The organism is Glutamicibacter sp. NPDC127525 (assembly GCF_042672105.1).
Lineage (GTDB): Bacteria > Actinomycetota > Actinomycetes > Actinomycetales > Micrococcaceae > Glutamicibacter.
This window is the reverse complement of sequence record NZ_JBHXVN010000008.1, coordinates 145864-172307: the sequence shown is the minus strand read 5'-3', so window position 1 is coordinate 172307 and position 26444 is coordinate 145864. Positions and strand designations below refer to the sequence as shown.

At 63.4% G+C, this 26444-nt stretch carries 26 protein-coding genes; 16 read left to right on the top strand and 10 right to left on the bottom strand.

What is annotated here, in order from left to right; translation table 11 throughout:
- The 9 genes from ACFVHU_RS16785 to ACFVHU_RS16745 all read left to right on the top strand — a co-directional run.
- A partial coding sequence (locus ACFVHU_RS16785; RefSeq protein ID WP_388025420.1) for a hypothetical protein occupies positions 1-1395 on the top strand: 1395 nt, incomplete at its 5' end.
- Between the two features lie 48 nt (positions 1396-1443).
- Positions 1444-2451, top strand: coding sequence for an HAD-IIA family hydrolase (locus ACFVHU_RS16780; RefSeq protein WP_388025418.1), 1008 nt, complete (start codon positions 1444-1446; stop codon positions 2449-2451).
- A gap of 172 nt (positions 2452-2623) precedes the next feature.
- Positions 2624-3412, top strand: coding sequence for a TlyA family RNA methyltransferase (locus tag ACFVHU_RS16775; RefSeq protein ID WP_105659025.1), 789 nt, complete (start codon positions 2624-2626; stop codon positions 3410-3412).
- A gap of 74 nt (positions 3413-3486) precedes the next feature.
- Complete coding sequence (locus tag ACFVHU_RS16770) at positions 3487-4512, top strand: NAD kinase (protein ID WP_105659026.1); 1026 nt, start codon at positions 3487-3489, stop codon at positions 4510-4512.
- A gap of 117 nt (positions 4513-4629) precedes the next feature.
- Positions 4630-6384 (top strand): DNA repair protein RecN, encoded by a 1755-nt coding sequence (gene recN, locus ACFVHU_RS16765; protein WP_388025417.1) that lies wholly within the window; start codon positions 4630-4632, stop codon positions 6382-6384.
- Positions 6385-6491: 107 nt separating this feature from the next.
- Positions 6492-8171 carry a CTP synthase gene (locus ACFVHU_RS16760; protein ID WP_332487349.1) on the top strand — a complete coding sequence of 560 codons (1680 nt, stop codon included), beginning with the start codon at positions 6492-6494 and terminating at the stop codon, positions 8169-8171.
- A 120-nt stretch (positions 8172-8291) separates the two neighbouring features.
- The gene (locus tag ACFVHU_RS16755; protein ID WP_105659029.1) at positions 8292-8936 is read left to right on the top strand and encodes an NUDIX hydrolase; all 645 of its coding nucleotides are present in this window, start codon (positions 8292-8294) and stop codon (positions 8934-8936) included.
- Positions 8933-9856 carry a site-specific tyrosine recombinase XerD gene (gene xerD, locus ACFVHU_RS16750; RefSeq protein WP_388025416.1) on the top strand — a complete coding sequence of 308 codons (924 nt, stop codon included), beginning with the start codon at positions 8933-8935 and terminating at the stop codon, positions 9854-9856. Before ACFVHU_RS16755 ends, xerD begins: the two co-directional genes overlap by 4 nt.
- Positions 9856-10362, top strand: a complete 507-nt coding sequence (locus tag ACFVHU_RS16745; RefSeq protein ID WP_388025414.1) for an 8-oxo-dGTP diphosphatase — start codon at positions 9856-9858, stop codon at positions 10360-10362. The genes xerD and ACFVHU_RS16745 overlap by 1 nt, the downstream gene beginning before the upstream one ends.
- Before the next feature lie 14 nt (positions 10363-10376).
- Here the strand turns inward: ACFVHU_RS16745 and ACFVHU_RS16740 are convergent, their stop codons facing one another.
- The 6 genes from ACFVHU_RS16740 to ACFVHU_RS16715 form a co-directional block, all read right to left on the bottom strand.
- The gene (locus tag ACFVHU_RS16740; RefSeq protein WP_105659032.1) at positions 10377-10589 is read right to left on the bottom strand and encodes a helix-turn-helix transcriptional regulator; all 213 of its coding nucleotides are present in this window, start codon (positions 10587-10589) and stop codon (positions 10377-10379) included.
- Positions 10589-11086, bottom strand: coding sequence for a DUF2975 domain-containing protein (locus ACFVHU_RS16735; protein ID WP_105662543.1), 498 nt, complete (start codon positions 11084-11086; stop codon positions 10589-10591). Before ACFVHU_RS16735 ends, ACFVHU_RS16740 begins: the two co-directional genes overlap by 1 nt.
- A 180-nt stretch (positions 11087-11266) precedes the next feature.
- Complete coding sequence (locus ACFVHU_RS16730; protein WP_105659034.1) at positions 11267-12406, bottom strand: bifunctional 2-methylcitrate synthase/citrate synthase; 1140 nt, start codon at positions 12404-12406, stop codon at positions 11267-11269.
- A gap of 95 nt (positions 12407-12501) precedes the next feature.
- Complete coding sequence (prpB, locus tag ACFVHU_RS16725; RefSeq protein ID WP_332487338.1) at positions 12502-13431, bottom strand: methylisocitrate lyase; 930 nt, start codon at positions 13429-13431, stop codon at positions 12502-12504.
- A 1-nt stretch (position 13432) separates the two neighbouring features.
- On the bottom strand, positions 13433-14950 hold the full coding sequence (locus tag ACFVHU_RS16720) for an MmgE/PrpD family protein (protein ID WP_332487336.1): 1518 nt from the start codon (positions 14948-14950) through the stop codon (positions 13433-13435).
- Positions 14947-15600, bottom strand: coding sequence for a GntR family transcriptional regulator (locus ACFVHU_RS16715; protein WP_332487334.1), 654 nt, complete (start codon positions 15598-15600; stop codon positions 14947-14949). The genes ACFVHU_RS16720 and ACFVHU_RS16715 overlap by 4 nt, the downstream gene beginning before the upstream one ends.
- 188 nt (positions 15601-15788) lie before the next feature.
- Between ACFVHU_RS16715 and ACFVHU_RS16710 the strand changes: the two genes are divergently transcribed.
- On the top strand, positions 15789-17705 hold the full coding sequence (locus ACFVHU_RS16710) for an AMP-binding protein (protein ID WP_388025412.1): 1917 nt from the start codon (positions 15789-15791) through the stop codon (positions 17703-17705).
- Between the two features lie 13 nt (positions 17706-17718).
- Here ACFVHU_RS16710 and ACFVHU_RS16705 read toward each other — a convergent pair whose 3' ends face one another.
- The gene (locus tag ACFVHU_RS16705; protein ID WP_388025411.1) at positions 17719-18468 is read right to left on the bottom strand and encodes a response regulator; all 750 of its coding nucleotides are present in this window, start codon (positions 18466-18468) and stop codon (positions 17719-17721) included.
- Positions 18469-18482: 14 nt separating this feature from the next.
- Positions 18483-20189 carry an ATP-binding protein gene (locus tag ACFVHU_RS16700; RefSeq protein WP_388025409.1) on the bottom strand — a complete coding sequence of 569 codons (1707 nt, stop codon included), beginning with the start codon at positions 20187-20189 and terminating at the stop codon, positions 18483-18485.
- Between the two features lie 167 nt (positions 20190-20356).
- Between ACFVHU_RS16700 and ACFVHU_RS16695 the strand changes: the two genes are divergently transcribed.
- The 3 genes from ACFVHU_RS16695 (at position 20357) to ACFVHU_RS16685 (ending at position 22835) form a co-directional block, all read left to right on the top strand.
- Positions 20357-21655 carry a cation:dicarboxylate symporter family transporter gene (locus tag ACFVHU_RS16695; RefSeq protein ID WP_105659041.1) on the top strand — a complete coding sequence of 433 codons (1299 nt, stop codon included), beginning with the start codon at positions 20357-20359 and terminating at the stop codon, positions 21653-21655.
- Between the two features lie 115 nt (positions 21656-21770).
- Entirely contained in the window at positions 21771-22382 is a 612-nt protein-coding gene (locus ACFVHU_RS16690; RefSeq protein WP_332498100.1) for a GDSL-type esterase/lipase family protein, read from the top strand.
- Between the two features lie 9 nt (positions 22383-22391).
- The gene (locus tag ACFVHU_RS16685) at positions 22392-22835 is read left to right on the top strand and encodes a cytidine deaminase (RefSeq protein WP_332595002.1); all 444 of its coding nucleotides are present in this window, start codon (positions 22392-22394) and stop codon (positions 22833-22835) included.
- 16 nt (positions 22836-22851) lie between these two features.
- Here the strand turns inward: ACFVHU_RS16685 and ACFVHU_RS16680 are convergent, their stop codons facing one another.
- Positions 22852-23202 (bottom strand): VOC family protein, encoded by a 351-nt coding sequence (locus ACFVHU_RS16680; RefSeq protein WP_388025406.1) that lies wholly within the window; start codon positions 23200-23202, stop codon positions 22852-22854.
- 284 nt (positions 23203-23486) lie between these two features.
- Positions 23487-23867 (bottom strand): hypothetical protein, encoded by a 381-nt coding sequence (locus ACFVHU_RS16675; protein WP_388025404.1) that lies wholly within the window; start codon positions 23865-23867, stop codon positions 23487-23489.
- Between the two features lie 186 nt (positions 23868-24053).
- On the opposite strand from ACFVHU_RS16675, the gene ACFVHU_RS16670 reads away from it, so the two are divergent.
- From ACFVHU_RS16670 to scpB, 3 genes are read left to right on the top strand one after another with little or no spacing between them, the layout of a single operon-like run.
- Positions 24054-24950, top strand: a complete 897-nt coding sequence (locus tag ACFVHU_RS16670; protein WP_013348536.1) for a ParA family protein — start codon at positions 24054-24056, stop codon at positions 24948-24950.
- The gene (locus ACFVHU_RS16665) at positions 24950-25852 is read left to right on the top strand and encodes a ScpA family protein (protein ID WP_332498103.1); all 903 of its coding nucleotides are present in this window, start codon (positions 24950-24952) and stop codon (positions 25850-25852) included. The genes ACFVHU_RS16670 and ACFVHU_RS16665 overlap by 1 nt, the downstream gene beginning before the upstream one ends.
- Complete coding sequence (scpB, locus tag ACFVHU_RS16660; RefSeq protein WP_105659047.1) at positions 25845-26435, top strand: SMC-Scp complex subunit ScpB; 591 nt, start codon at positions 25845-25847, stop codon at positions 26433-26435. The genes ACFVHU_RS16665 and scpB overlap by 8 nt, the downstream gene beginning before the upstream one ends.
- Positions 26436-26444: the final 9 nt, after the last annotated feature.

The window sequence follows — 26444 nt, the reverse complement described above, 5'->3', positions numbered from 1 at the left end:
GGCGGCTTCAAGCGTGATGACAACCGCGGTGGCGGCTTCAAGCGTGATGACAACCGCGGTGGCGGCTTCAAGCGTGATGACAACCGCGGTGGCGGTTTCCGCAATGATGACCGTGGCGGCTTCAAGCGTGATGACAACCGTGGTGGCGGTTTCCGCAATGAAGACCGTGGTGGTTTCCGCGGCGAGCGTCGCGATGACAACCGTGGCGGTGGCTTCAAGCGTGATGACAACCGTGGTGGCGGTTTCCGCAATGACGATCGTGGCGGCTTCAAGCGTGACGATAACCGTGGCGGTGGCTTCAAGCGTGATGACAACCGCGATGGTGGCTTCAAGCGTGCCGACGACCGTCGCTCGAAGGGTGAGTACCCAGCACGTGAAGACCGCTTTGCTGATAAGCGCGGTGACGCACCGCGCGCACATAATCCTGGCGATCTTCGCATCTCGAACCGTGCCGATCGTGAACAGTCCCCAGATATCGATGAGGATGTTACCGGTAAGGAGTTGGACCGCGTAGCACGCGCCCAGCTGCGTTACCTCGAAGAGCGCTCGGCAAGCTGGGTCGCAAAGCACCTGGTGATGGCTGGCCGCCTGCTGGAAGACGACCCAGAGCTGGCATACGAGCACACCCTGGCAGCATCGCGCCGCGGCGGCCGTGTCGCGGTGGTTCGCGAGGCCGTTGGCATCGCTGCCTACCACGCTGGCAAGTACGCCGATGCACTGCGCGAACTGCGTACCCACCGTCGTATTTCCGGTTCGGACTACAACCTGCCATTGATCGCTGACTCGCTGCGTGGCCTGGGCCGCCCAGAGAAGGCAATCGAGCTCGCCCAGTCCGAGGAATGCGCCAATCTGGAAAGCGCCGTCAAGGTTGAAATGCAGATGGTTGCTGCCGGTTCGTATGGTGACTTGGGCAAGCTGGATAAGGCTCTGGCTGAGCTGGAGTCGCTGGAACAGCTGAACTTCAACCGTGCCTTCTCCTTCAGCCCACGTTTGTTCACTGCCTACGCTGATCTGCTGTCGGCTGCCGGCCGTGCAGAAGACGCGAAGCGCTGGAACGCTCAGGTCGAGGTTGCAGAAAGCGCCCTGGGCATCGAGCGTGAAACCGAATCCTTCATCATGGACCTGGCTCCGGAGATGGATGAGGAAGAGGAAACCCCACGCGCCAAGGATCTGATCGAGCCTTCGGAAGCTGAAGAAGCAGATGCCGACGCCGAGGCTGAAGAAGCAGATGCCGACGCCGAGGCTGAAGAAGCAGATGCAGAAGCCGAGGCCGAAGAAGCAGAAGAGGCAGAAGCCGAGCAGACCGGCATCGACGAGGAAGATGACCTGAACGAAGTCATCGAATCCGACACGGAAGCTGGCGAAGCTGACGTGGAAGAAGAATCGGCGAAGTAAGCTTTGGCGTAGTAGCCAAATACCTCAAGTAGTAGGAACCACCACCGAATGCTGATTTCCGGATTTGATTCCGTCCTCTCCGACTTGGACGGCGTCGTCTATGCTGGCCCGAACGCCATTGACGACGCCGTGGAGTCGCTGAACACCCTCGCGGAAGTGAATGTCACCTTGGCGTTCATTACCAACAATGCTGGGCGTTCGCCGATGTCCGTCGCGGCCCACCTGCGCCAGCTGGGCGTGAAAACCAGCGCTGAGCAGGTTTTCGGTTCTGCCGACGCCGGTGCGGAGATGCTGGCCCGCGAATTGAATCCGGGATCCAAGGTTTTGGTGGTGGGTTCCCCCTACCTGCGCGAATGCATTGCCGTGCGCGGGTTGGAAGTCGTCGAATCCCATAAGGAAGAACCCGTAGCGGTGATCCAGGGGTTCGACCCGGACATCTCGTGGAAGAACCTGGCCGAGGCCAGCTACGCGATCAATCACGGTGCCCAATGGGTTGCCACCAACACCGACCTGACGATTCCGCGCGCCGAGGGCCTGGCCCCGGGCAACGGATCGCTGGTCAATGCGGTGAAACTGGCCACGAGCGTGGAACCACGCGTGGCGGGCAAACCCGAATCCTACCTGTTCGCTCGGGCCGCGGACCGACTGGATGCCCAGCGCCCGCTGGTCGTCGGCGACCGCCTGGATACCGACATCCTTGGCGGCTTCCGTGCCGGGTTCTCCACCGCGCTGGTGCTGACCGGTGTGGACACTCCGCGCACAGCACTGGGCGCACCGGTCGAGCAGCGCCCCAACTACCTCATCAATTCGATGGCTGATCTGTACCGGCCGTACCCGACCATCAAGGTACTGGGCTACGGTGTGCAGGTCGGCGACGCGGTTGCCAAGGTCGATAACGGCGCGATCGAAGTCTCGGGCAGCGACCAGGACCTGAATGCCTGGCGCGCCGCCTGCCATGCCTGGTGGCTGGCCCATCCGCGCCAGTCGGGGCACGAAGAACCGGAAATCCGGTTTACCGAACGCGGGCTCGATGCCCTGCGCAAGATCCGGGGCTAAGCATGCAGCCGCAGAATCCTCTTCCGAGCCCTGGCCCTCGCGGGCCGGATGATGCAGCAGTGGAGCAGGCGCTGTCTTCCCTGGCCGACCATGACATTACCGAGCATGCCGGAATCTATGAGCAACTGCTCGCCGGCCTGCAGCAAGAACTGAATCGTACGGAGCACGGCGCGTGAATCGCCTGGATCAAGAACTTGTCACCCGTGGGCTGGCGCGCTCGCGCACCGAAGCAGCCAAGCTGATCGATGCCCAGCGGGTGCTGCTGAACGGGCAGGCCGCCACCAAGGCCGCCAAGAAGGTTTCCGCCACCGATGAGCTGGCGCTGGTGCCCAGCGAAGGCGAAGAATACGTCTCCCGTGCCGGGCATAAGCTCGCCGGAGCCCTAGATGCTTTTACGACTATTGACCCCGCTGGCCTGCACTGCCTGGACGCCGGTGCCTCGACCGGCGGCTTCACCGACGTGCTGTTGCGCCGCGGTGCGAAATCTGTGGTCGCAGCCGATGTAGGCCATGGCCAGCTGGTCGACGAGCTGCGCGAAGACCCCCGCGTCACGGTCCACGAAGGACTGAACGTCCGCTATCTGGCCCCCGAAGATATTGGGGGACCAGTCGACCTCGTAGTAGCCGACTTGTCCTTTATTTCGCTGCGCCTGGTGATCGACGCCTTGGCCGGGGCCGCCAAGGACGGCGGCTTCCTGCTGCTGATGGTCAAGCCGCAGTTCGAGGTCGGGCGCGAACACCTGAACCGCACCGGCGTGGTCACCGATCCCGCCCTGCGCCGCAGCTCCGTTGAAGCGGTGGTCGCCAGCGCGCAAGCCGCGGGACTGCACCTGCGCGGGCTGGCACGCAGCCCGCTGCCGGGACAGGACGGCAATGTCGAATTCTTCCTTTGGCTTGCCGCAGGAGAGGATCCACAGCCTGCCGATGTTCCACGCATCGGGCAGGATGTTGACTATTCTTAGTAGTGACGTGTTTTAGCCGTGGTCGATAACCACGGTCATTTTGCACCTCGCGATGCTGAGAGGGGCCGACCGCCTTGCGCCGAATCCTGATTTTCACCCATACCGGACGCCAAGAAGCGATCACCGCGGCCATAGAAACCTGCGCCCTGCTCAACGCCGCCGGAGCTATCCCGGTGATGCGCGGCAAGGACCAGCTGGCGATGACCGAAGCGATCGGCGCGGCTGTGCCTTCGGTGCAGGTGCTCGGCGAGGATTGCCAGATCGAGGACGTCGACATGGGCGTGGTGCTCGGTGGCGATGGCTCCGTGTTGCGTGCCGCGGAATTGGTGCGGGAATCCCCGATGCCGCTGGTGGGGGTAAACCTCGGGCATGTGGGTTTCCTCGCCGAAGCTGAACGCAGCGAACTGGCCTCCACCGTGGAAGCACTGGTCAATGAGACCTACACCGTGGAAGAACGCATGACCATGGAGGTCAAGGTGTGGCTGGACAACGTCTGCCTCGCCGAGACCTGGGCCTTGAACGAGGCCGCGGTGGAAAAGGCCAACCGCGAACGCATGGTCGAGGTCGTGATCGAGGTCGACGGCAGGCCGATCTCCACCTTCGGTTGCGATGGTGTCGTGATGGCCACGCCTACCGGTTCCACCGCGTACTCCTTCTCCGCCGGCGGCCCGGTGGTCTGGCCGGACGTGGCGGCGCTGATCATGGTGCCGATCTCCGCGCACGCACTGTTCGCCAAGCCCTTGGTCATTTCCCCGGATTCGATCATGGCCGTCGAAATGCTGACCCGCACCGATGCCGGGGCCGTGCTCTGGTGCGATGGACGGCGCACCATCGAGCTGCCGCCGGGAGCCCGTGTGGAAGTAACGCGCAGCGACCGCCCGGTGTACATGGCGCGATTGAACACGACGCCGTTTTCCGAGCGCCTGGTCAACAAGTTCGAGCTGCCCATTACCGGTTGGCGCGGACCAGCGAAGGAAGAGGCGCGCCGTCCGGCCACTACGGCACTGCCGGTGATCGGACCAGGCCTGCAAAGCGTCGATCCGCATTACCGCGATGAACCGGGCATTCCCATGGTGGGACGCCCCGAGGACCAGGACTGAATAGCGGCCTCGAAGAAAAACTTTCCACACGCTCGAACATAGTTACGAAAAATAGGGTTAGAACACATATACTAAAAGCGCACGGTACGACTTGAACTCGACATTCGGGAGCAGGCATTGATTCAGGAAATCCAGATATCCAACCTTGGGGTGATCACCGAGGCCACGCTTCCGCTTGGTCCGGGACTCACGGTAGTCACGGGTGAAACCGGCGCTGGCAAGACCATGGTGATCACCGCCTTGTCCCTGCTGCTCGGGCGCCGGGCCGATGCCGGTGCGGTGCGCAACGGCGCCAAGCACGCCCTGGCTGAAGCCGTGGTGCACTTGCCGCCAGATCACCATGTGCTCGATGCCGCAGGCCAAGCAGGCGCATTCATCGAACCAGCAGGGGAGAACAGCGAACTGCTGCTTTCACGCTCTCTCTCGGCCCAAGGCCGTTCACGCACCACCATCGGCGGACGCAGCGCCCCTGTCGGCCTGCTGGCTGAGCTGGGGCACGATCTGGTGGCCGTCCATGGCCAGTCGGACCAGATTCGCCTGAAAGAGCCGGTAGCCCAACGCGATGCCCTGGACCGCTTTGCTGGCAGCTCGCTGTCGCGCACGCTAAGCAACTACCAGCGAGCCTACCGCCAGTGGCGATCGGCTTCCAAGGAGCTGGCGGGGCTCAAAACCGAATCGCGCAACCGTGTTCGCGAAGCAGAGAACTTGCGCCTGGCGCTGGACGAGATCGATTCCCTGGATCCGCAGCCGGGCGAGGACGAAGCCTTGCGCGAGCAATCCATGAAGCTGGGCAATGTCGAGTCCCTGCGCACCGCCGGCCGGCAGGCGCAAGCCGTCATCGACTCGGAGGATTTCGAGAACCCGGGCGTTACCACCCTGGCGGAGACCGCCCGCGGCGTGCTGGCCCAGGCCAGTGACGATGACACTGCGCTGGCCGCCTTCGCGGAGCGGGCAGCGGAACTGGGCATTCTCGCCTCGGAACTCTCCAGTGATCTTGCCGCCTACGTTGCCGACCTCGATGAAGAAGGCCCGGAGCGCTTGGCGCAGATTGAAGCCCGCCGTGCCGATTTGAGCAAGCTCATGCGCAAGTATGCACCGAGCATTGATCAGGTGCTCGCCTGGGCTGCCGAATCCCGTACCCGTCTGGAAGAACTCGGTGGGGATGACTCGCGCATCGAGGAGCTGGAAACAGAAGTCGTTGAATTGGAGCACAAGGTGGCCTCGCTGGCCTCGGACCTCTCCGACGCGCGCCGCAAGGCTGCCAAGAAACTCTCCGCGCAGGTTTCAGCCGAGCTCAAGGCCCTGGCGATGCCGGATGCCAAGCTCGTCATCGAGGTGAAGGAACTGGAAGAACCAGGTGCCTTCGGCCAGGACGCGATTTCCATGCTGCTGGCCCCGCATGCCGGAGCCTCGCCGCGACCGCTGGGCAAGGGTGCCAGCGGCGGCGAGCTCTCCCGCGTCATGCTGGCCATTGAAGTCGTCCTAGCGGCGGTCGACCCGGTGCCGACCTTCGTCTTTGACGAGGTGGACCAGGGCGTGGGTGGCAAAGCGGCGGTGGCCATTGGCGAGCGCCTGGCGATGCTGGCAAAGCATGTGCAGGTCATCGTCGTGACCCACCTGCCCCAGGTGGCCGCCTATGCGGATCGGCACATTCGTGTGATCAAGAATTCAGATGCCAAGTCGAAGGCGGGAGCTGGCTACACTGCCAGCGATGTCATCAGCTTGGATCAGGAAGCCCGCGTCAAGGAACTTGCGCGCATGCTCGCCGGCCAAGAGGAATCCGGCACGGCGCAGGCGCATGCTGAGGAGTTGCTTGAAGAAGCGCAGAACCTAGTGTCATCGCTCACCTCCAATAAAATGGCGAAAGCCTAAAAGTCTTGGTGAGCCCCTGAATTACGGCAATGCTAGGGCATTGGCCGGAGGTGCACTAGAGTCTTATGAGGATGCGAAATATTGGAATGGTGATAGGATGAAATCCCGTGGTGCAGCGTAATTCAACTCGTGATTCTCGGTCGTCTGAAACGACAAAGCATATCTTCGTCACCGGCGGTGTGGCCTCTTCCCTGGGTAAGGGATTGACGGCATCCAGCCTTGGACATCTACTTCGAGCTCGTGGTCTCTCAGTGACCATGCAGAAGCTCGACCCGTACCTGAACGTCGATCCAGGTACTATGAACCCCTTCCAGCACGGTGAAGTCTTCGTTACTGACGATGGCGCAGAAACCGATCTGGATATCGGACACTATGAGCGTTTCCTGGATGAGAACCTTCCGGGTACCGCCAACGTGACCACCGGACAGGTCTACTCGACCGTTCTGGAACGCGAACGTCGCGGTGAATACCTCGGCGATACCGTTCAGGTCATCCCTCACATCACCGATGAGATCAAGCGTCGTATGCGCTTGGCAGCAACCGAACCAGGGGCCGGCAAGTCGGCACCTGACGTGATCATCACGGAAATCGGTGGCACCGTCGGCGATATCGAATCCCAGCCATTCCTCGAAGCAGCACGCCAGGTCCGCCAGGACATCGGCCGCAAGAACGCATTCTTCGTACACGTTTCCCTGGTTCCATTCATCGGCCCAAGCCATGAACTGAAGACCAAGCCTACCCAGCACTCCGTTGCCGCTTTGCGTTCGATCGGTATCCAGCCAGATTCGCTGGTAATCCGCTCGGACCGTCCAATCCCGGCAGAAATGCGCGCCAAGCTCGGCCGTACCTGCGATGTGGACACCGAAGCAGTGATCAACTGCGCCGATGCTCCAAGCATCTACGACATCCCAAAGGTCATCCACTCCCAGGGCCTGGACGCTTACATCGTCCAGACCTTGGAGATGAAGTTCCGCGACGTCGACTGGGCTTCGTGGGATCGCTTGCTCGAAGTCGTGCACAACCCCGCAACCGAGCTGACCGTAGCTTTGGTGGGCAAGTACATCGATCTGCCCGACGCCTACCTGTCGGTCACCGAAGCTCTGCGTGCCGGCGGGTTCGCAAACAACGCCAAGGTCAACATCCGCTGGGTACCAGCAGATGACTGCGCTACCGAAGCAGGGGCCGCCAAGGCGCTTGAGGGTGCAGAGGCAATCTGCGTCCCCGGTGGCTTCGGCATCCGCGGTCTGGAAGGCAAGCTGGGCGCGCTGCGCTTCGCTCGCGAAAACAAGCTGCCAACCCTGGGCCTGTGCCTGGGACTGCAGTCGATGGTCATCGAATACGCCCGCAACATGGCTGGCCTCACCGATGCATCGTCCACCGAATTCGATCCTGAAACCTCGACCCCGGTCATCGCGACCATGGAAGAGCAGCTGGACATCGTTGAAGGCAAGGGCGACCTGGGCGGCACCATGCGTTTGGGCCTGTACGACGCAAAGCTGCTTGAGGGATCGGTTCTGGCTGAGACCTACGGCAAGACCGAGGTTGCGGAGCGCCATCGCCACCGCTACGAGGTCAACAACTCGTACCGCGCGCAGCTCGAAGAGGCTGGCCTGGTCTTCGCTGGCACCTCGCCAGATGGCAACCTGGTCGAGTTCGTTGAACTGCCAAGGGAAGTACACCCGTACTACGTTTCAACGCAGGCTCACCCTGAGCTCTCCAGCCGCCCGACTCGCCCGCACCCGCTGTTTGCAGGTCTGGTCGAGGCAGCTCTGGAGCTGCGCAAATAAGTAATACAGCTTGCCGGAGGTAAAACTCTGAAGGCACTGCGCGCCGGTCGTTACTGACCGGCGCGTAGCTGTTTAAGCTGGAGAATACCGACCAGCTTTTTCTACCGAAGGACGATCCTCGTGCCGCTGCATCCGATAGCCGATGAATTCTCACCACGTGAATTGCTGAACCGTGAAACCGTGTACGAGGGACGGATCTGGGACGTCATCCATGACACGGTGAAGCTCTCCGAATCCGGGGCGACCATTGAACGCGATTACATCAACCACCCCGGTGCTGTATGCGTTCTGGTCATGGATGCTGAAGAACGCATCTTGATGGTCAACCAGTACCGCCACCCGGTAGGCATGCGGCTGTGGGAAATCCCTGCCGGGCTGCTCGATGTGGCTGGAGAACCACCTTTGGAAGCTGCCAAGCGCGAATTATGGGAAGAAGCGGATCGTACCGCCGAGCACTGGTCGATCCTCACCGATGTCTTCTTGAGCCCGGGCTCCTCGGCCGAGGCAGTGCGAGTCTACCTCGCGCGCGATGCGAAACTGGTTGCCGCCGATCAGCGCCATGAGCGTACCGAGGAGGAAGCTGAAATGATCAGCACCTGGGTGCCGCTGGAGGAAGCCGTCGCAGCCGTGCTGGCAGGCAAGATCCATAATCCCACCGCGACAATCGCGATCCTTGCCGCTCATGCAGCCCGTACCAGCAAGTACTTGGACCTGCGCGATGCGAACGAGCCATTCGATGTGCACCCATACCTGCGCGAAGGATGAGCGACCACTTCGAGACCCCGCTCAAGCGCTACCTGCAGCATCTGGCGATCGAGCGCGGGCTGGCCGAGAATACACTGGCTTCCTACCGGAGGGATCTGCTTCGCTACGTTGAAGCGCTGCAGGCAGCCGGCGTAGCACAACCGCAGCAGATTACCGAGCTGGCCATCAGCGGCTACCTTCAGGAACTATCCCGCGGAGACGAGGAGCATAAGCCGTTGAGCGCCCGCTCCGTCGCTCGCCATTCGGTAGCCATCCGCCAACTGCACAAGTACTGGGAGCTCGAAGGGATTTGCGCGCCTAACCCGGCCCGCGAGATCCAGCCCCCCGCCATCGGGCAATCCCTGCCCAAAGCGATCTCCATCGATCAGGTCACCAGGATCCTCGAATCGGTGAGCATCGAAACCCCTGCCGGGCTGAGGGATCGCGCGATCCTGGAGTTCTTGTACTCCACCGGTGCGCGCATTTCCGAAGTCGTGGACCTGGACGTCGATGACCTGCACTTTGCCGAAGACGCCGTGGTGCGCTTGTTCGGCAAGGGATCCAAGGAACGCGTCGTTCCGGTCGGCGGTTATGCCCAGCGTGCGGTCAGCGATTATCTGGTGCGTGCCCGTCCCGGGCTAGCCACCAAGGGCAAGGGAACTCCAGCGTTGTTCCTGAACCAGCGCGGGGGACGGCTTTCCCGCCAATCGGTGTGGCTGTTGCTTTCGAAGGCAGCCGAGCGCGCCGGGATTACCACCGAGGTTTCTCCGCATACGCTGCGCCATTCCTTCGCCACTCATTTGCTGGAGGGCGGCGCGGATGTGCGGGTGGTCCAGGAGCTGCTGGGACATGCATCGGTCACCACCACGCAGATCTACACCAAGGTCACCGTGGATTCGCTGCGTGAGGCCTACCAGCTGGCCCACCCGAGGGTGAACTAGTGGTCGCCGGCCACCAAGTGCGTTCTGCCAAGCAGGTAGCCCTCGTGGCGCTGCTGCAGGAGCGCGAAGGACGGCTGCACGTGTTGCTCGGACGCAAGCGTCGCGGATTCGGCAAGGGCAATATCGTGTTGCCCGGCGGCAAGATCGAGCAGACAGAGATCGCGCGGCAAGCGGCCATCCGGGAATTCTCCGAGGAAACCGGACTGCTCCTCGCTCCGGAGGATCTGGAGCCTGCGGCGCAGGTCAATTTCCGGTTCCCCGCCCAGCCGGCAGCCGACATGGAATGCGCCACCTTCATTGCCCGGAAGGCATCGGGCCAGCTGCACATCACCGAGGAGCTCGAGCCGCTGTGGGCCGATCCGGCGGCCTTGCCCTTGGAGCAGATGTGGCAGGATTCCCCGTTGTGGCTGCCGCAACTCGTAGCCGGCGGGAAATTTACCGTCGAGATCGTGCTGGCGCAGGACAACACCTCGGTGCAGAGCATCAGCTTCGAGAACTGGGACTAGCCAGCGAGCTGCATCTAGTCCTGTTCGGTTTCGAAGATCAAGAGGTCGCCGGGCTGGCATTCCAATTCCCGGCAGAGGGCTTCAAGTGTGCTGAAACGTACGGCCTTGGCGCGCCCGTTCTTGAGCACCGCGAGGTTGGCCGGGGTAATGCCGATGCGTTCGGCCAACTCGCCGACGGCCATTTTGCGGCGGGCCAGCATCACGTCTATATCTACGCGGATTCCCATTAGATCACGCCGCCCAGTTCGGTACGGAGCGCATCGGCTTGGGCTTCGGTCATCGCCGCTTGTGCGAGCAACTGCCGCAGTACGAGCACGATGATGCTGATGCCGATCATCAGCACTCCGGCTCCACCAACAAGAAGCACGACTCCGGGTGCAATTTCCGTGCTGGCGGCGAAGATCGCTCCGAGGGCAAAAGTGGATAGGGCGCCGATCGTGAAGGCAATGATGATCGGCGTTACATAGCCCAGGGAAGCGGGATCGAAAACGGTGCCGCGTTTAACTCTCGTGGCTAGTTTCCACACGCTGTAGACGCAGGTTTCAATGATGAGCCCGGCGAGAAGCAAGTAGCCGAGGAAAGAGGCTTGAAAGAACTTGTCGGTGCCGTTGCTCGGCGACTCGTGGATCAAGATCATCGGGATCATGAACAGCTGCACAAAAAGCGTGCCGGCCAGGATCACGGCCAGAACTACCTTCAAACCGATAATGCTGAATTTTCCCATGGCAATAGACCTTATCGTTCTTCGGAATGTATCTATCGTTAAACGATAGGCCCATTGGCCTGGGACTGCAACCTTGGGCAACGATGGCAAGCCGATGCCGTTCCGCAGCTGGCACGGCAATGGCCACGGGCTGGCACGGCTGTGCCATACCCGCGGCCAATACCGGGAGTCGAAGTGTGTCTACAGCGAGCGCTGCTCCACGCCGTTATAAGCCGAAAGCGGGCGGATCAGCGCATTGGCTGCACGCTGCTCGAAGATGTGGCTGGTCCAGCCGGTGATGCGTGCCGCGATGAAGATCGGGGTGAACATCTCGGTGTCGAAGCCCATCAGATGATAGGTAGGGCCGGCCGGGTAGTCGAGGTTCGGCTTGATGGACTTGGCCTCGTCCATGGCTGCCTCCAGGCCGTCGTACAAGCCCAGCATCTCATGGCGGCCGTAGTGCTCGATCATGCGATCCAGCGCGGCCTTCATGGTTGGCACGCGGGAGTCGCCGTGCTTGTAGACGCGGTGGCCGAAGCCCATGACCTTCTTCTTGGCGGCCAGTGCCTCTTCCATCCACGACTTGGCGCGCTTGGCAGCATCCTCGCGGGATTCTTCCTTGTCGATGCCGATCTCGTTGAAGGTATGCATGACAGCTTCGTTGGCGCCGCCGTGCAGGGGGCCCTTCAGTGCGCCGATCGCCCCGGTGACAGCCGAGTGCAGGTCGGAGAGGGTCGAGGTGATCACGCGCGCGGTGAAGGTCGAAGCATTGAAGGAGTGCTCGGCATAGAGCACCATCGATACGCGGAACGCGTCGACAACCTCGGGGGCTGCTTCTTCGCCGAAGGCCATCCACAGGAAGTTCGAGGAGTAATCCAGATCTCCGCGCGGAGCTACCGCGTCCTGGCCGCGGCGGCGGCGCTGGTCGTAGGCAACCACCGCCGGGAAGGCCGCGAACAGCTCCTTGGCCTTGAGCAGCTCCGCCTCGGGGGAGGAGTTCTCGGCCTCGGGGTGGTTGGCGCCGATTACCGAGACGGCGGTACGGCCCACATCCATGGGATGGCAGTCAGCTGGAAGCAGGTCGATAGCGGCCTTCACCCGCGGGTCCAGCGCGCGGTTGGCCCGCTCGAAAGCACTGAACTCGGTCAGTTCGCTTTGCGTTGGCAGCTCGCCGGTCCAGAGCAGCAAGGCGACCTCTTCGAAGGACTTGTTCGCGGCCAGGTCCTGGACCGGGTAGCCGCGGTAGAGCAGCGAGTTGGTGTCTGGATTGACCTTGGAGACGGCGGTGTAGTCAACGACGACGCCTGCTAGGCCCTTCTTGATTTCCTCGGTGGCAGTCATTCTTGCTCCTCTTCATTGCCGGAGAATAATAATGCTTTGGGTCGCGCCGGCCGGCGGGTGCCGGCCGGCGCAGGGGGTAGTAGGTGCTTGCGAGCCTAGAGGTTCGCGCTGTTGGAATCAATGTCCAGGGTTGGGACCTGGAAGTTGAAGATTCCGGTGTCGAAGCGGTTGTAGGCCTCGTAGTCCACGAGCTCGTACAAACGTGACCTGGTCAACATGCTATCCACTTCACGGGCCTGGGTGCCATCCTCGCTGATGGCATCCAGTACGCGTTCAGCCGCGCCCATGGCGCTACGCAGCAAGGTGACCGGATAGATGATCAGCGCGACGCCTGCATCGGCCAGTTCCTGGCGGTTGAACAGCTCGGATTTGCCGAACTCGGTCATGTTCGCCAGTACCGGCACGTCGACCGCATTGCATACTGCCTCGAATTCGGCGACGTTCTTCATCGCCTCCGGGAAGATCGCGTCGGCACCAGCATCGACCATCGCCTTGGCGCGGTCGATCGCCGCATCCAGGCCATCGACCGCACGGATATCGGTGCGGGCCATGATCAGGAAGTTCTCATCGATGCGTGCATCAGCGGCAGCGGCGATGCGCTTGAGCATGGTGTCGGTATCCACCACATTCTTGCCATCCAGGTGCCCGCAGCGCTTCGGGTTGAACTGGTCCTCGATGTGGCAGCCGGCAAGGCCGGCGTATTCGAGTTCCTGGATGGTGCGCGCCACGTTCATCGGCTCGCCGAATCCGGTGTCGGCATCCACGATCGCCGGCAGGTCCGACATGCGCGCGATCTGCCCGGCGCGGGTTGCTACCTCGGTCAGCGAAGTCAGGCCGATATCCGGCAGGCCCAGGTCGTTGGCCAGCACGGCACCGGAGATGTAGATTCCGTCGAACTGCTTCTCGCTGATCAGCTTGGCCGAGAGCGGGTTGAAGGCTCCGGGGAACTGGCGGGCAGCGCCCGGGGTGAGCATCTCGCGCAGCGCAAGGCGCTTTTCTGCGGGGGTCCTGGTCGAGTACAGCATGCTAGAACAGGCCCTTCGGTGCGGCCGCGGCGTCGATGACGCCCGCTGCGGCGGCGATGTTCAGCTGGTCCAGTTCGCCGGCGGCCAGGTTTTCCAGGTTTTCAGCGGCCGCGATGAAGCGGTCGATCTCGGCGTCGTCCACCAGGCCGGCGGCCAGAGTGCGGAACTTGTTGATGTACTGCTCGCGGGCGAAGGGACGGGCGCCCAGCGGGTGCGCGTCGGCAACGGCGATTTCGTCGGTGATCACGGTGCCATCGTTCAGGGTGATTTCCACCGAGCCGCCGAAAGCCTTCTCGGCAATATCCAGCGAGTGGTAGCGGCGGGTCCATTCGGCATCTTCTTCGGTGGCCACCTTGTTCCACAGCTCCACGGTGTCGGCGCGGCCGGCACGCTCTGGCGAGTAGGAATCCACGTGGTGCCATGCGCCATCCTGCAGGGCCACGGTGAAGATGTAAGGGATCGAGTGATCCAGGGTCTCGCGCGATGCGGTCGGATCGTACTTCTGCGGGTCGTTCGCTCCGGAGCCGATAACGTAGTGCGTGTGGTGGCTGGTCTTGATCAGCACCGACTTGACGTTCTGCGGGTCGGTGGCCTCCGGGTGCTCGCCGTGCAGCTTGCGGGCCAAATCGATCCAGGCCTGCGCCTGGTACTCGGCCGAGTGCTCCTTGGTGTAGGTGTCCAGGATGGCGCGCTTGGCTTCGCCAGCCTCCGGCAGTGGCACCTCGTAAGCGGCATCCTTGCCGTCAAGCATCCAGGCGATCACGCCGTCTTCGCCTTCGTAGATTGGCACTGGGGAGGTCTGGCCGCGCATCGCGCGGTCGGCAGCCTCGACGGCCATCTTGCCGGCGAAGGCCGGGGCGTGGGCCTTCCAGGTGGAGATTTCACCCTTGCGCGACTGGCGGGTGGCGGTGGTGGTGTGCAGGCCCTGGCCAACGGCCTGGAAGATGGTCTCGACATCCAGTCCCAGCAGGGTGCCGATGCCGGCAGCGGCCGATGGGCCCAGGTGCGCTACGTGGTCGATCTTGTGCTTGTGCAGGCAGATGGCCTTGACCAGGTCCACCTGGATCTCGTAGCCGGTGGCGATGCCGCGGATCAGGTCCTTGCCGGAAGCTCCGGTGTGCTGGGCAACCGCCAGGATCGGCGGGATGTTGTCGCCCGGGTGGGAGTACTCGGCAGCCAGGAAGGTGTCGTGGTAGTCCAATTCGCGCACGGCCACGCCGTTAGCCCATGCGGCCCATTCCGGGGAGACCTTCTCGGAAATGCCGAAGACGCTGGCGCCCGCACCGCCGGTGGATGGGGCGTGGGCCAGTGCCTGGGCACGGGCGGCGACGATCGGGCCGCGGTTCAGCGAAGCGATCGCGACCGAAGCATTGTCGATGATGCGGTTAATGATCATGCCGGCCACTTCTGCGGTGACCTCTACCGGATCGGCAGCAACCGTGGCGATCTTATGTGCCAGCTGGTCTTCGCGAGCCAGGTTTTCCTCTGAGCGGTATACGCGTACGGGGTGGTTGATCATGGTAACTGCCTTTCTGATCCGGCCGCATGGGCCATGATGTGGGTGAAGGATTCGTGCAGGTGAACTGTGGTGGCCGCGGCCGCGACCTCTGGGTTTCCGCTGGCGATTGCCCTGGCGATGGCCGCGTGCTCGGAAGCGGAAGCCTTGAGCCTTTCGGGATTGTCCTTGGCCATGCGCCGCACCCGTTGCAGGTTCACCCGCAAGGTGCGCAGGGCGTTGGACAGGTAATTATTGCCAGCTGCTTCGTCGATGGACTCGTCCAGCAGCTGCACCAGCTGGTAGTAGGACTCCCGGGATCCGGGAAGCTCCACCTCCGTGAGAGCTGCTTCGAAGCGGCTGGCCAGCTGCGTGAAGGCCGATCGCTGCGCGGACTTGGCAGCTTCGCGTGCGCTGGCGCATTCCAATGCCAAGCGCAGTACGAACAGGTCTTCTACATGGTCTTCGCTGACCTCGGAGACGACAGCGCCGCGTCCGCGATGCTGAACCGCCAAGCCGTCGGCGACCAGCCGGCCCAAGGCCTCGCGCACCGGAGTGCGGGAAACGCCCAGGCGTTCTGACTGTTCCACTTCGGCCAGGACGGTCCCTGGAGCCAGGCGCCATTCGACAATGTCGGCGCGGAGGCTCTCGTAAACCTTGTCGCTTGCTCTCATGGCTCCAGTGTATACATGAAACCCGAAAATGTGTGAGTTGCGCCAAATTCTTTTGGTATTTTTTCGAAATCTGTATACAAAGTGGTTGCGGTGATGTGATCGTACTCATACAGTTAACGCCAAGAGGACGACCTCAACCACCACACAGGTGCCGGATGATGATGCCCCGGTGCCAGGAGGAGAGAACCATGGTGCAGGAATACCGCCAGGCCTATGGCCAAGCCACCAATGACCCCGCCGCATTCTGGCTGCAAGCTGCCCGGGATATCCATTGGGACAAGGCGCCGCGGATTGCGCTGGATGATTCGCGCAAGCCGCTGTATGGCTGGTTCCCGGATGGCATGCTGAACCTTTCGGCCAATGCGCTGGACCGCCACGTCGAAGCCGGACGCGGAGAGAGCGCCGCCTTGGTCTACGATTCGGCAATGCTGGGCACCGCCACCACCTACTCCTACTCCGAACTGCTGCGCGAAGTGGAAATCTTCGCCGGCGTGCTGGCCGGACGCGGCGTGAAGGCCGGTGACCGCGTGCTGGTCTACCTGCCGATGATCCCGCAGGCGGCCATCGCGATGCTTGCTTGCGCACGCCTGGGTGCAATCCACTCGGTGGTCTTCGGCGGCTTCGCGCCCAAGGAACTGGCGGCCCGCATCACCGACTGCGCCCCGGTCGCGATCATTACCGCCTCCGGCGGCATCGAGCCAAGCCGCCGCATCGAATACCTGCCGGCAGTGGCCGAAGCGCTGGGCCTGGCCGAGCCTGCGGTCAGGGACGTGATCGTTGCCCACCGCGATGGCTTCGAGCACGGCCTGGACGAATACCAGGCAAAGCCGGTCAACGGCCAGCAGATCAATTGGCTGGACTGGGAAGAGCAGGCGAAGACCGCCTCGCCGGCCGGGCCGGTCTCCGTGCCATCCACCCACCCGCTCTACGTGCTCTACACCTCGGGAACCACCGGTGCCCCCAAGGGCGTGGTGCGCGACACCGGCGGCTACGCCACGGCCCTGCAGTACTCCATGAACGCGGTTTACGACGTGCATCCGGGAGATACCATGTTCACCGCCTCCGACGTGGGCTGGGTGGTCGGACACTCCTACATCGTCTATGCGCCGCTGATCGCCGGGGCCACCACGGTGCTCTACGAGGGCAAGCCCATCGGGACTCCGGATGCCGGTGCGTTCGGCCGGATCATCGAGGACCACAAGGTCACCACGATGTTCACCGCGCCGACTGCGCTGCGCGCGGTGCGCAAGGCCGACCCGGAAGGCGCGATGATCGCCAGCCACGATCTGTCATCGCTGCGTGCGCTGTTCGTCGCCGGCGAGCGGCTGGATCCGGATACCTACCACTTCGCCTCGAAGCTGCTGGGCATCCCCGTGGTGGATAACTGGTGGCAGACCGAAACCGGCTGGCCGATCGCGTCCAACCCGCTGGGCCTGGAAGAGCTGCCTGCCAAGGCCGGTTCGCCGACCACCCCGGTACCGGGGTTCGACGTGCAGATCCGCGATGCGCTGGGCGAGCAGCTAGGCGCGAACCAGGAAGGCAACATCGTTGTCCGGCTGCCCCTGCCGCCCGGCGCCTTGACCACCCTGTGGGGCAACGACCAGCGCTTCATCGACACCTACCTCTCGCAGATCCAGGGGTGCTACCTCACCGGCGATTCCGGCTTCCTGGACGACGACGGCTACCTGTTCGTCATGGGGCGAACCGATGACGTGATCAACGTGTCCGGGCACCGCCTGTCCACCGGTGCCATGGAGCAGGTGCTGGCGAGCCATCCCGCCGTGGCCGAATGCGCGGTGATCGGCCTGGCCGACGCGCTCAAGGGCCAGCGGGCCAGCGGCTATGTGGTGCTCAAGTCCGGTGTGCAGATCCAGGAGGAAACGCTGAAGAAGGAAATCGTCGCGCTGGTGCGCCAGCATATCGGTGCGGTGGCCGACTTCCGCGAAGTCACCGTCGTGGCGGCGCTGCCCAAAACCCGTTCGGGCAAGATCCTGCGCAAGACCATGCGGCAGATTGCCGATGGCAAGGAATACTCGGTCCCGTCGACCATCGAGGACACCGCGGTGCTCGACGAGCTGGTGCCGCTGCTGCGTCCCGAAGCCTAGGGGAAACCAGAGCCTAGCTGCGCGAGGCTGCCCGGTATTCGTATTCCGGGCGGCCTCGTGTGCCATGCCGGGGCTGCTTGACCACGGCCTTGACCTCGGCAAGATGCTCCAGATAGCGCCGGGCGGTGACCCGGGAGATGCCCAGCTCTTCTCCGAGCTCGGTCGCTGACAGGCAGGTATCGGGCTTGCTGCGCAGATGGTCGGTGATCTGCGCCAGCGTTTCCGGAATCAGCCCCTTGGGCAGGGACGCGGAAGCGCTGGTGGTGCGCAGGGCCGAGAACGCATTATCCAGCGCGGCCTGGCTGGTATCCGGGCCGGTGGAGCTGATCTCGGAAATGAACCGCCGGTGGTTCTCCAATTTCTCGCTGAACGCCGCGAAGGTGAAGGGCTTGATCAGGTACTGGGTGATTCCGGTGGCTACCGCCGAACGCACCACAGCCAGGTCCCGCACCGCGGTAATGGCGATGATGTCGGTGGTCAGCCCGCGGCCGCGCATGCGCTTGGCGACGTCGATGCCGTGCAGGTCGGGCAGGGTCATATCCAGCAGGACCAGGTCAAAGGGATCCTGGGCATCGCGGGCCGCGGCCAGGAGCCCGAGCGCCTGCTGGCCGTTGGCGGCAATGGCGCCGGTGGCGAATCCCGGAACGCGGTTGACGTACTTGGCGTGGGAGGCGGCAGTTTGCGGCTCGTCGTCGACCACGAGCACCTTGAAGCTGTGCGAGGCGGTGCCCGGCGGGGGCGTGGCTGCAGGGGATTCGTGCACGGTACCCTCCTGGGCTAGTCGCTGATTCTCAAGGGCAAGGTGACGGTGAAGATTGCGCCGGCATCGTTATCAACACCCATTGTGCCACCTAGCCGCAGCACCGCCTGCTGCACCAGTGCCAGCCCCAGGCCGCGCGGCTGGCCGCCGGCCTTGGTGCTGGCCCCGAAGCGCAGCAGCTGATCGAGGAACTCGGGTTCGATGCCCGGACCGGAATCGGCCACCGCGATGATCAGCTCGTCATCGGCCGCGGCCACTTCCACCCACACCGTCGCGTCCTGGGTGCCCGCCGAAGCATCCAGCGCGTTATCCAGCAGGTTGCCGACGATGGTGACGATGTCGGTGGCGGCAAAGGCATTGCCCGGAATCATGCCCTGCGCGTTGATATCGAGCTTCACGCCGCGCTCATGGGCTTGGGCGGCCTTGGCCACCAGCAGGCTGGAAAGATAGACGTCGTCGATGGAATGCACGATCGCATCGGTGAGCTTCTGCGAATGCTGGCGGTCATCGACCGCGAAGGCCAGCGCCTTGTCGCTCTGGCCATTTTCGATCAGCGTGGCAATGGTGTGCAGGCGGTTGGCATGCTCATGGGTTTGCGCTCGCAGGGCGGTGGAGAAGGTCTTCAGCGATTGCACTTCGCCGGCCAGTTCCTGCACTTCGGTCAAATCGCGCAGCGTCATGACCTGGCCGGTCACCGGCTGGGAACCGAACCAGCGGGCCGGCAGCCCGCCGCGGCGGGGCAACCGCGCGTTGGTCAGGCGGGCCGGGCCCTGGGAAATGGACAGCACGGTGTGGGTGCCCAAATGGATTTCGTCCTTGCAGCTGCGTCCGGTCGCCATCAGGGTGCGCAGGGTTTCGGGGATCTGCACCTGGTCGAGGTCCAATCCGCCGGAAGGCACCTCCTCGGGGAAGCCGAGCAATCTGGAAGCTTCCTGGTTGTAGAGCACGATGCGGTGCCGCCGGTCCAGCAGGACCAGGCCCTCGCGAACCGAGTGCAGGGCCGAGAAGTAGAAGGCGTAGAGCCGGCGCAGCCCGTGCGGGCCGAAGCCGAGCGTGGCCTGGTTGACGTAGCGGGAGAAGGACCATGAGCTGAAACCCGCCAGCAGCAGGGCCAGCGCCGAAACGGTCATGATCTGCGGAAGTTCGCTGCGGTAGATCGACTCCAGGCTCTCCAGCGTGATGCCCGAAGAGACCATCCCCACCAGCTCGCCGTCGTGGTAGACCGGGGCGATGGTGCGCACCGAAAGGCCCAAGGTGCCCGCGGCCACCTCGTTGTGGGTCTGGCCGGCCAGCGCCTGGTTGATGCTGCCCGAATATCCCTTGCCCAGCTGCTCGGGGTCGGGGTGGGTGACGCGCAGGGCATCGGGGGTCATGATCGTAATGAAATCCACGCCTTGCCCGCGGGCCAGGATCTTGTCGGTGTAGGGCTGCAGCTGCTCGGTGGGGTGATCGCCGGCCAGGGCCTGGGACACGAAAGGATCGTTGGCCAGGGTGATGGAAATCGTGGCCACCGTGGCCTGCTTGTCATCCTGGATCACCTGCGCCTGGTGCTGGTAGGTGGCGACCGCCAGGCCCACGACGACGAAGATGACCACCAGCATCTGGGCGGCGAAGATGACTACCGCCAGGGACCAGCCGTCGCGGCTGAGCGGTGCGGGGGAGGCGGCCTCGCGGGTGGGGCGGGCCAGCGACAGGTCGGTGAAATGATCGGTCACTGCGCTCATCTCCTTGTGCTGCCTGGTCCTTGTACTGTTCACCGCGTGACCAATATGAACGCAATGGAGATGCGGATCACTTCGAGCCGCACCATGGATACAGAACGATTCTACGTAATGCCGGCTGTGCAAGGGTGCACGGTTCGGTTCCATGCGCTCACAAGGGTAGGACTACCATGGCTGTCACAGACCAGATGCCGCCGGCAGGCAATTCGCCGCAGGCCGGAACGAAGAAGAAAGACAAGACCCACTGGCTGTACATCATGGTGATTGCCGCCGTGGTGCTCGGCGCAGCGGTCGGCCTGCTGGCCCCGGAGGTGGGCAAGGCCCTCAAGCCCCTGGGCACCGGATTCGTCGCACTGATCAAGATGCTGATCGGTCCAGTCATCTTCTGCACCATCGTCCTGGGCGTTGGTTCCATTGCCAAGGCGGCAACCGTCGGCAAGGTCGGCGGCCTGGCGCTGCTGTACTTCATCACCATGTCCACCTTTGCGCTGGCCATCGGCCTGGTCGTCGGCAACATCATCCACCCGGGTTCGGGGCTGAAGCTCGAGCCGTACGAGTCGGGATCCGGCGGCGGGGAGAACTCCACCGTGGCCTTCCTGCTGGAAATGATTCCGGGCGACATCCCCGTGCTGCCGACCCTGGTGCTGGCCCTGCTAGTCGGCTTCGCGCTGCAGTCCATGGGCAAGTCCGGCGAGCCTGTGCTCAACGCAGTCAAGCACATCCAGGCGGTGGTCTTCCGCCTGATGATGATGATCATGTGGGCTGCCCCGATCGGTGCCTTCGGTGCCATTGCCGCAGTGGTCGGCGCTACCGGCTGGGCCGCCATAGGCTCGATGGCGATCCTCATGGGTGCCTTCTACGTCACCTGCGCGCTCTTCATCGTCGTCGTCCTCGGTTCCCTGTTGCGCCTGGTCACCGGCCTGAACATCTTCCTGCTGCTGAAGTACCTGGCTCGCGAATACCTGCTGATCTTCTCAACCTCATCCTCCGAGTCGGCACTGCCGCGCCTGATCGCCAAGATGGAGCACGCAGGGGTGTCCAAGCCCGTCGTGGGCATCACCGTGCCTACCGGCTACTCCTTCAACCTCGATGGCACCGCCATCTACCTGACCATGGCGGCACTCTTCGTCTCAACGGCCATGGGCATGCCCATGAGCCTGAGCGAGCAGATCGGCCTGCTGGTCTTCATGATCATCGCTTCCAAGGGCGCAGCCGGCGTGACCGGCGCGGGCCTGGCCACCCTGGCAGCCGGCCTGCAGTCGCACCGCCCGGAACTGCTGGACGGCATGGGCGTGATCGTGGGCATCGACAAGTTCATGTCCGAGGCCCGCGCGCTGACCAACTTCACCGGCAACGCCGTGGCAACCTTGCTGATCGGCAAGTGGACCAGGGAGATCGACATGGACCAGGCCAAGGCCGTACTAGCGGGCAGCCTTCCATTCGACGAGAGCAGCGTCGAAGGCCACTAGGACCTTGCTGGAAATCCGTTATCCGACACGTTCGGGTAACGGATTTTCTGCGTCTGGGCGCCTTTGGCAAGATAGGGCCCAGCCGGGCGCAGCAGCCAGCAGGCGGAAAGGCATCATGGGTTCAGCGGTACGAGTGTGCTTTGTCGGCGATTCCTTCGTCGCAGGAGTCGGCGATGAAACCCATCGCGGATGGGCGGGGCGGCTGGTCGCCCGGGGAATCGAACGGGGCCATGGGCTCACCGGCTACAACCTCGGTGTTCGCGGCGATACCAGCGCCATGATCCGGCAGCGATTCGAAGCTGAATGCGCCGCACGCTTTCCGCCAGGGGATTACGCGCCAGGCGTGGTGCTCTGCTTCGGGGTCAACGACGTGATCCGCTGGGACGCGAAGCCGCGGGTGGCCGCCGGAGAACGGATCCAGAACCTCGAGGCCATCCTGGATGCGGCAAAGGAACGCAATTGGCCGGTTCTCATGATCGGTCCGCCGCCGATCGCCGATGATGCATTGAACGCGGAACTGCGCGAGCTGGATGCGCAAATGCGGGCACGGTGCGCATCGAGGAATGTGCCTTATCTAAGCGTGTTCGGGGATCTCGCGGGACATGAGCTGTGGCGCCGCCAAGTGGCCGCCGATGATGGAGCGCACCCGCGCGCAGCAGGCTACGACCTGTTGGCGGGGATGGCCAGCCAGGCTTGGGACCCGTGGCTTGCGGAACTGGGCAGCTAGGCTGGAGCAATGAACGGGACACCGCACCGGCAGCAGTATCGTGCACTGGCAGACGCCGAGGAAGAACTGGTCGAACTCGCCCGGCGGACCATTGAGGCAGCAACCGACGCGCCCGATGGCGGCGACGGGGTGCACACCATGGGTGCCGCGGTGCTGGCTGCCGACGGCGCCATGCACGCGGGCGTGAATTTCTACCACTTCACCGGAGGCCCGTGTGCAGAGCTGGTGGCCTTCGGTGCGGCCCGTGCGGCCGGGGCAAGGGATCCGCAGGTGGTGGTGGCGGTGGGCAACCAGGGGCGCGGCATCAAAAGCCCGTGCGGGCGCTGCCGCCAGGTGATGGCTGATAGCTATCCGTGGCTGCGGGTCATCGTCGATACCCCGCACGGGGCGCGCAGCATCGGCATTCGCGAGCTGCTGCCGTTGTCTTTCGACTGGTTGGCCGAGCAAGCCTGAGAGCCTGATGCCCGGCTCAGCGCGAGAGGCCGGGCAAGGGCGAAGCGAGCACCACCCGGTTGCCGTCGGGATCCTGCAGCTGCACGATCCGTGCTCCGCCGCCGGGCTGCGGGCCGTGATGCCCGATGCCCGCATCCAGCAGGCGCGCGGCCTGCGCGTCGAGGTCGGCCACTTCCAGGACCAGCGTGCTGTATCCGGCACGGTCGGGCTCCGCGAAGACCTGGACTCCGAATCCCGGGGCCAGATGCCATTCGAGCAGCCCGTCCATGGGCCGCTGGTCCGGCGCCCGGTTGAAGAGCCGCGCGTACCAGTGCTCGGCTCGGGCCAAATTCGATACCGTGCAAATGCTGAGCATTCCCGTGAACATCTGCCTCGCCCCTTATGCCGCCGGATGCCGGCGCGTGTGGAACCATTCGACCACCGGAATGCGCCAGGATCAAGAACTTATCCCAATAGCCAGCGGATGATCGGGCTGGGCACCAGGGCGCTGCCCAGCCGGGGACTCCACGGCAGGATCACCCTCCAGTGCCTGGCCGGTGGATTGGGCCAGATCGCAGGGGTGGTCGAGCAGGTCGCGTACCGTCCAAGCGGTGCATGGCGCGGGAATCCTGGCTCATGATGATTCCGGTTTTCGGCCCAGAAGCACACAGGTCAGTGGCCGGCCGCGGTGAGCAGGCACTGCAGGCGCGGGCCGAACTGGACCTCATGATCCAGAGCCATCAGCTCGTCGATCGACGCGTGCAGCTGTTGCGCAGCGAGAATCGACTGGATGTACTGCCAATAAGCATGCAGCTCCTCGGCCCGTGTCCACCCCGGTGCCGGTTCATCCGGGCCCACCACAACCAACGCGGTTTCGCGGATTCCGGCCGGCGTCACCTGCGCCCATTCTTCGCTGCTGGACCATCCGCGGTCGTCGAGCACCACGATGAATAGCCCGTCGTCCAGTTGGGCCTGGAGGAGCACACGGACCCTTGCCTGCTTGCTGCCTGGCTCGGCTTCCACCCAGCTGGCGAGCTTTTCAATGGTGCGCATCGCGCCCTTCCCGTAAATGCCAGATTGCGTTCAGCTCGCATACAACATTAGAGCTAAGGTTCAAGGTAAAGGCTCGCCGTGGAAGAACCCAAAAAACCAAGATCTTTTGCTTCGACCGATAACCTTGAAAAGAGCTTACAGCTCGAAGAATCAGGTTTATCGAACGGGAAGTGTGGTTTACCCATCGTGAGCGAGGAACAGGGAAACAAGCACCGCGGAGCGGGGATGCTCAAGGAGCCTCGCCCAGTGGGTCCTACTGGCAAGCCATTGACAGATTTCCCCGTGCCAGCACCGTTGCCATCGCACGGCCCGGCACGCGTGATCGCCATGGTGAACCAGAAGGGCGGCGTTGGCAAGACCACCTCCACCATCAATCTCGCCGCCGCGCTCGCCGAGTACGGCCGCAAGGTGCTGCTGGTGGACTTCGACCCGCAGGGCGCGCTGTCTGCCGGCTTCGGAACCAACCCGCATGAAATGGACATCACCGTCTACAACGTGCTGATGGACCGCAAGGTGAAGATCACCGACGCCATCGTGAAGACCGACGTCGAGAACATCGATCTGCTGCCAGCCAACATCGATTTGTCCGCAGCCGAGGTGCAGCTGGTCAACGAGGTCGCCCGCGAGCAGGTGTTGGAACGTGCGCTGCGCAATGTCATCGACGACTACGATGTGGTGCTCATCGACTGCCAGCCATCGCTGGGCCTGCTGACCATCAACGCGCTCACCGCCGCCCATGGCGTGATCATCCCGCTGACCGCAGAGTTCTTTGCGCTGCGTGCGGTGGCATTGCTGATGGAAACCATCGACAAGGTCAAGGACCGGCTGAACCAGGTGCTGGAGTTGGACGGCGTGGTGGCCACCATGTACGACGCCCGCACCCTGCACAGCCGCGAGGTCATCACCCGGCTGGATGAGGCCTTCGGCGACAAGCTCTTCGAGACCGTCATCAAGCGCACCATCAAGTTCGCCGACGCGAACGTGGCCGCCGAACCGATTACTTCCTACGCCGCCAACCACCCGGGCGCTGAGGCCTACCGCAACCTCGCCCGCGAACTGATTTGGCGTGGTGGTGCCCCGTAATGAGCGCCACGCTCAGCGAAGAAGCCGCCACCGATTCCACCACGCCAGCAGGAGCTGAGCAGGAATCGGCTGGCGGTTTTCGCCTTGCCCTGCAGAATTTCAACGGGCCCTTCGATGTGCTGCTGCACCTGATTACCAAACGCGAGCTGGATATTACCGAGGTCGCGTTGGCAGAGGTCACCGACGAATTCATCGCCTACCTGCGCGAGCTGCAAGCCACCAGTGCCGCCGAGGGGAGCGACGGGATGAAGGTGCTCGATGAAACCACCGAATTCCTCGTGGTCGCCTCCACGCTGCTGGATTTGAAGGCGGCCCGCTTGCTGCCGCGCGGCGAAATGGCCGATGAGGAGGACTTCGAGCTGCTCGAAGCCCGCGACCTGCTTTTCGCGCGGCTGCTGCAGTACAAGGCCTTCAAGCAGGCCGCCGAGTTCTTGGGCGAACGCTACGGAATCGAGGGAGCGCGCCATCCCCGCGAAGTCTCGCTGGAACCGCAGTTCGCTGCCCTGCTGCCGGAACTGGTGTTCAGCATCGGGCCCGACGCCTTGGCCGCGATGGCGGCCAAGGCGCTGGCGCCGAAGCCGGAACCGGAAACAGAGGTCGGCATCGGGCACCTGCACGGGGCGAACGTCACCATTGCCGAGGAAGCCGATGCGATCACCGCCCTGCTCGAAGCCCGCGGCACGCTGGCATTCACCGAGCTGGTGGCAGACGCGGATGCGCAGCTGGTGGTGGTCGTGCGTTTTCTGGCATTGTTGGAGATGTTCAGGCAGAAAGCCATTAGCTTTGCGCAGGAAGATCCGCTCGGCCCGCTGCTGATCTCGCTGGTCCAGGAGTCCAGTTTCGATGCGCAGGCCGTGCAAGACGACTACGAGGGGAGTGGTGGTGAGGTGGATCATGAGTGAGATTGCACCCATTGACCAGCTGCCAGGAGGCCTGGAATCGGGCCTTGAAGCGGTGCTGATGGTCGCCGATATCCCCGTATCTTCGGCGCGTTTGGCCGAAATCTTCGAAGTCCCCACCGCCAGGGTTGCCGCCGCTTTGGAGACCCTTGCTACCGAGTATGATAGTAAGGATCGCCCGCGCGGATTTGAACTGCGTCGCGTCGCCTCCGGGTGGCGCTTCTATTCGCGGGCCGATTACGCCGATTTCGTCTCCAGTTATGTGCTCGACGGGCAGACAGCACGCCTGTCACAGGCCGCCCTAGAAACCCTGGCTGTCATCGCTTACCGACAGCCGGTCTCGCGTGGACGTATTTCGGCGATTCGAGGTGTCAACGTCGATTCAGTGGTGCGCACGCTGCTCACCCGCGGATTGATCACGGAGTATCCGGAAGTTGGGGATGGCGGAGCGACGCTGTACCAAACCACCGAATACTTCCTGGAACGACTGGGACTGGGCTCGCTTGATGAGTTGCCTGCGCTGTCCCCGTATCTTCCCGGGGTGGCCGACCTCGAATCGCTCGATTCGGCAACCTACGACGACTAGGTAGCTGCC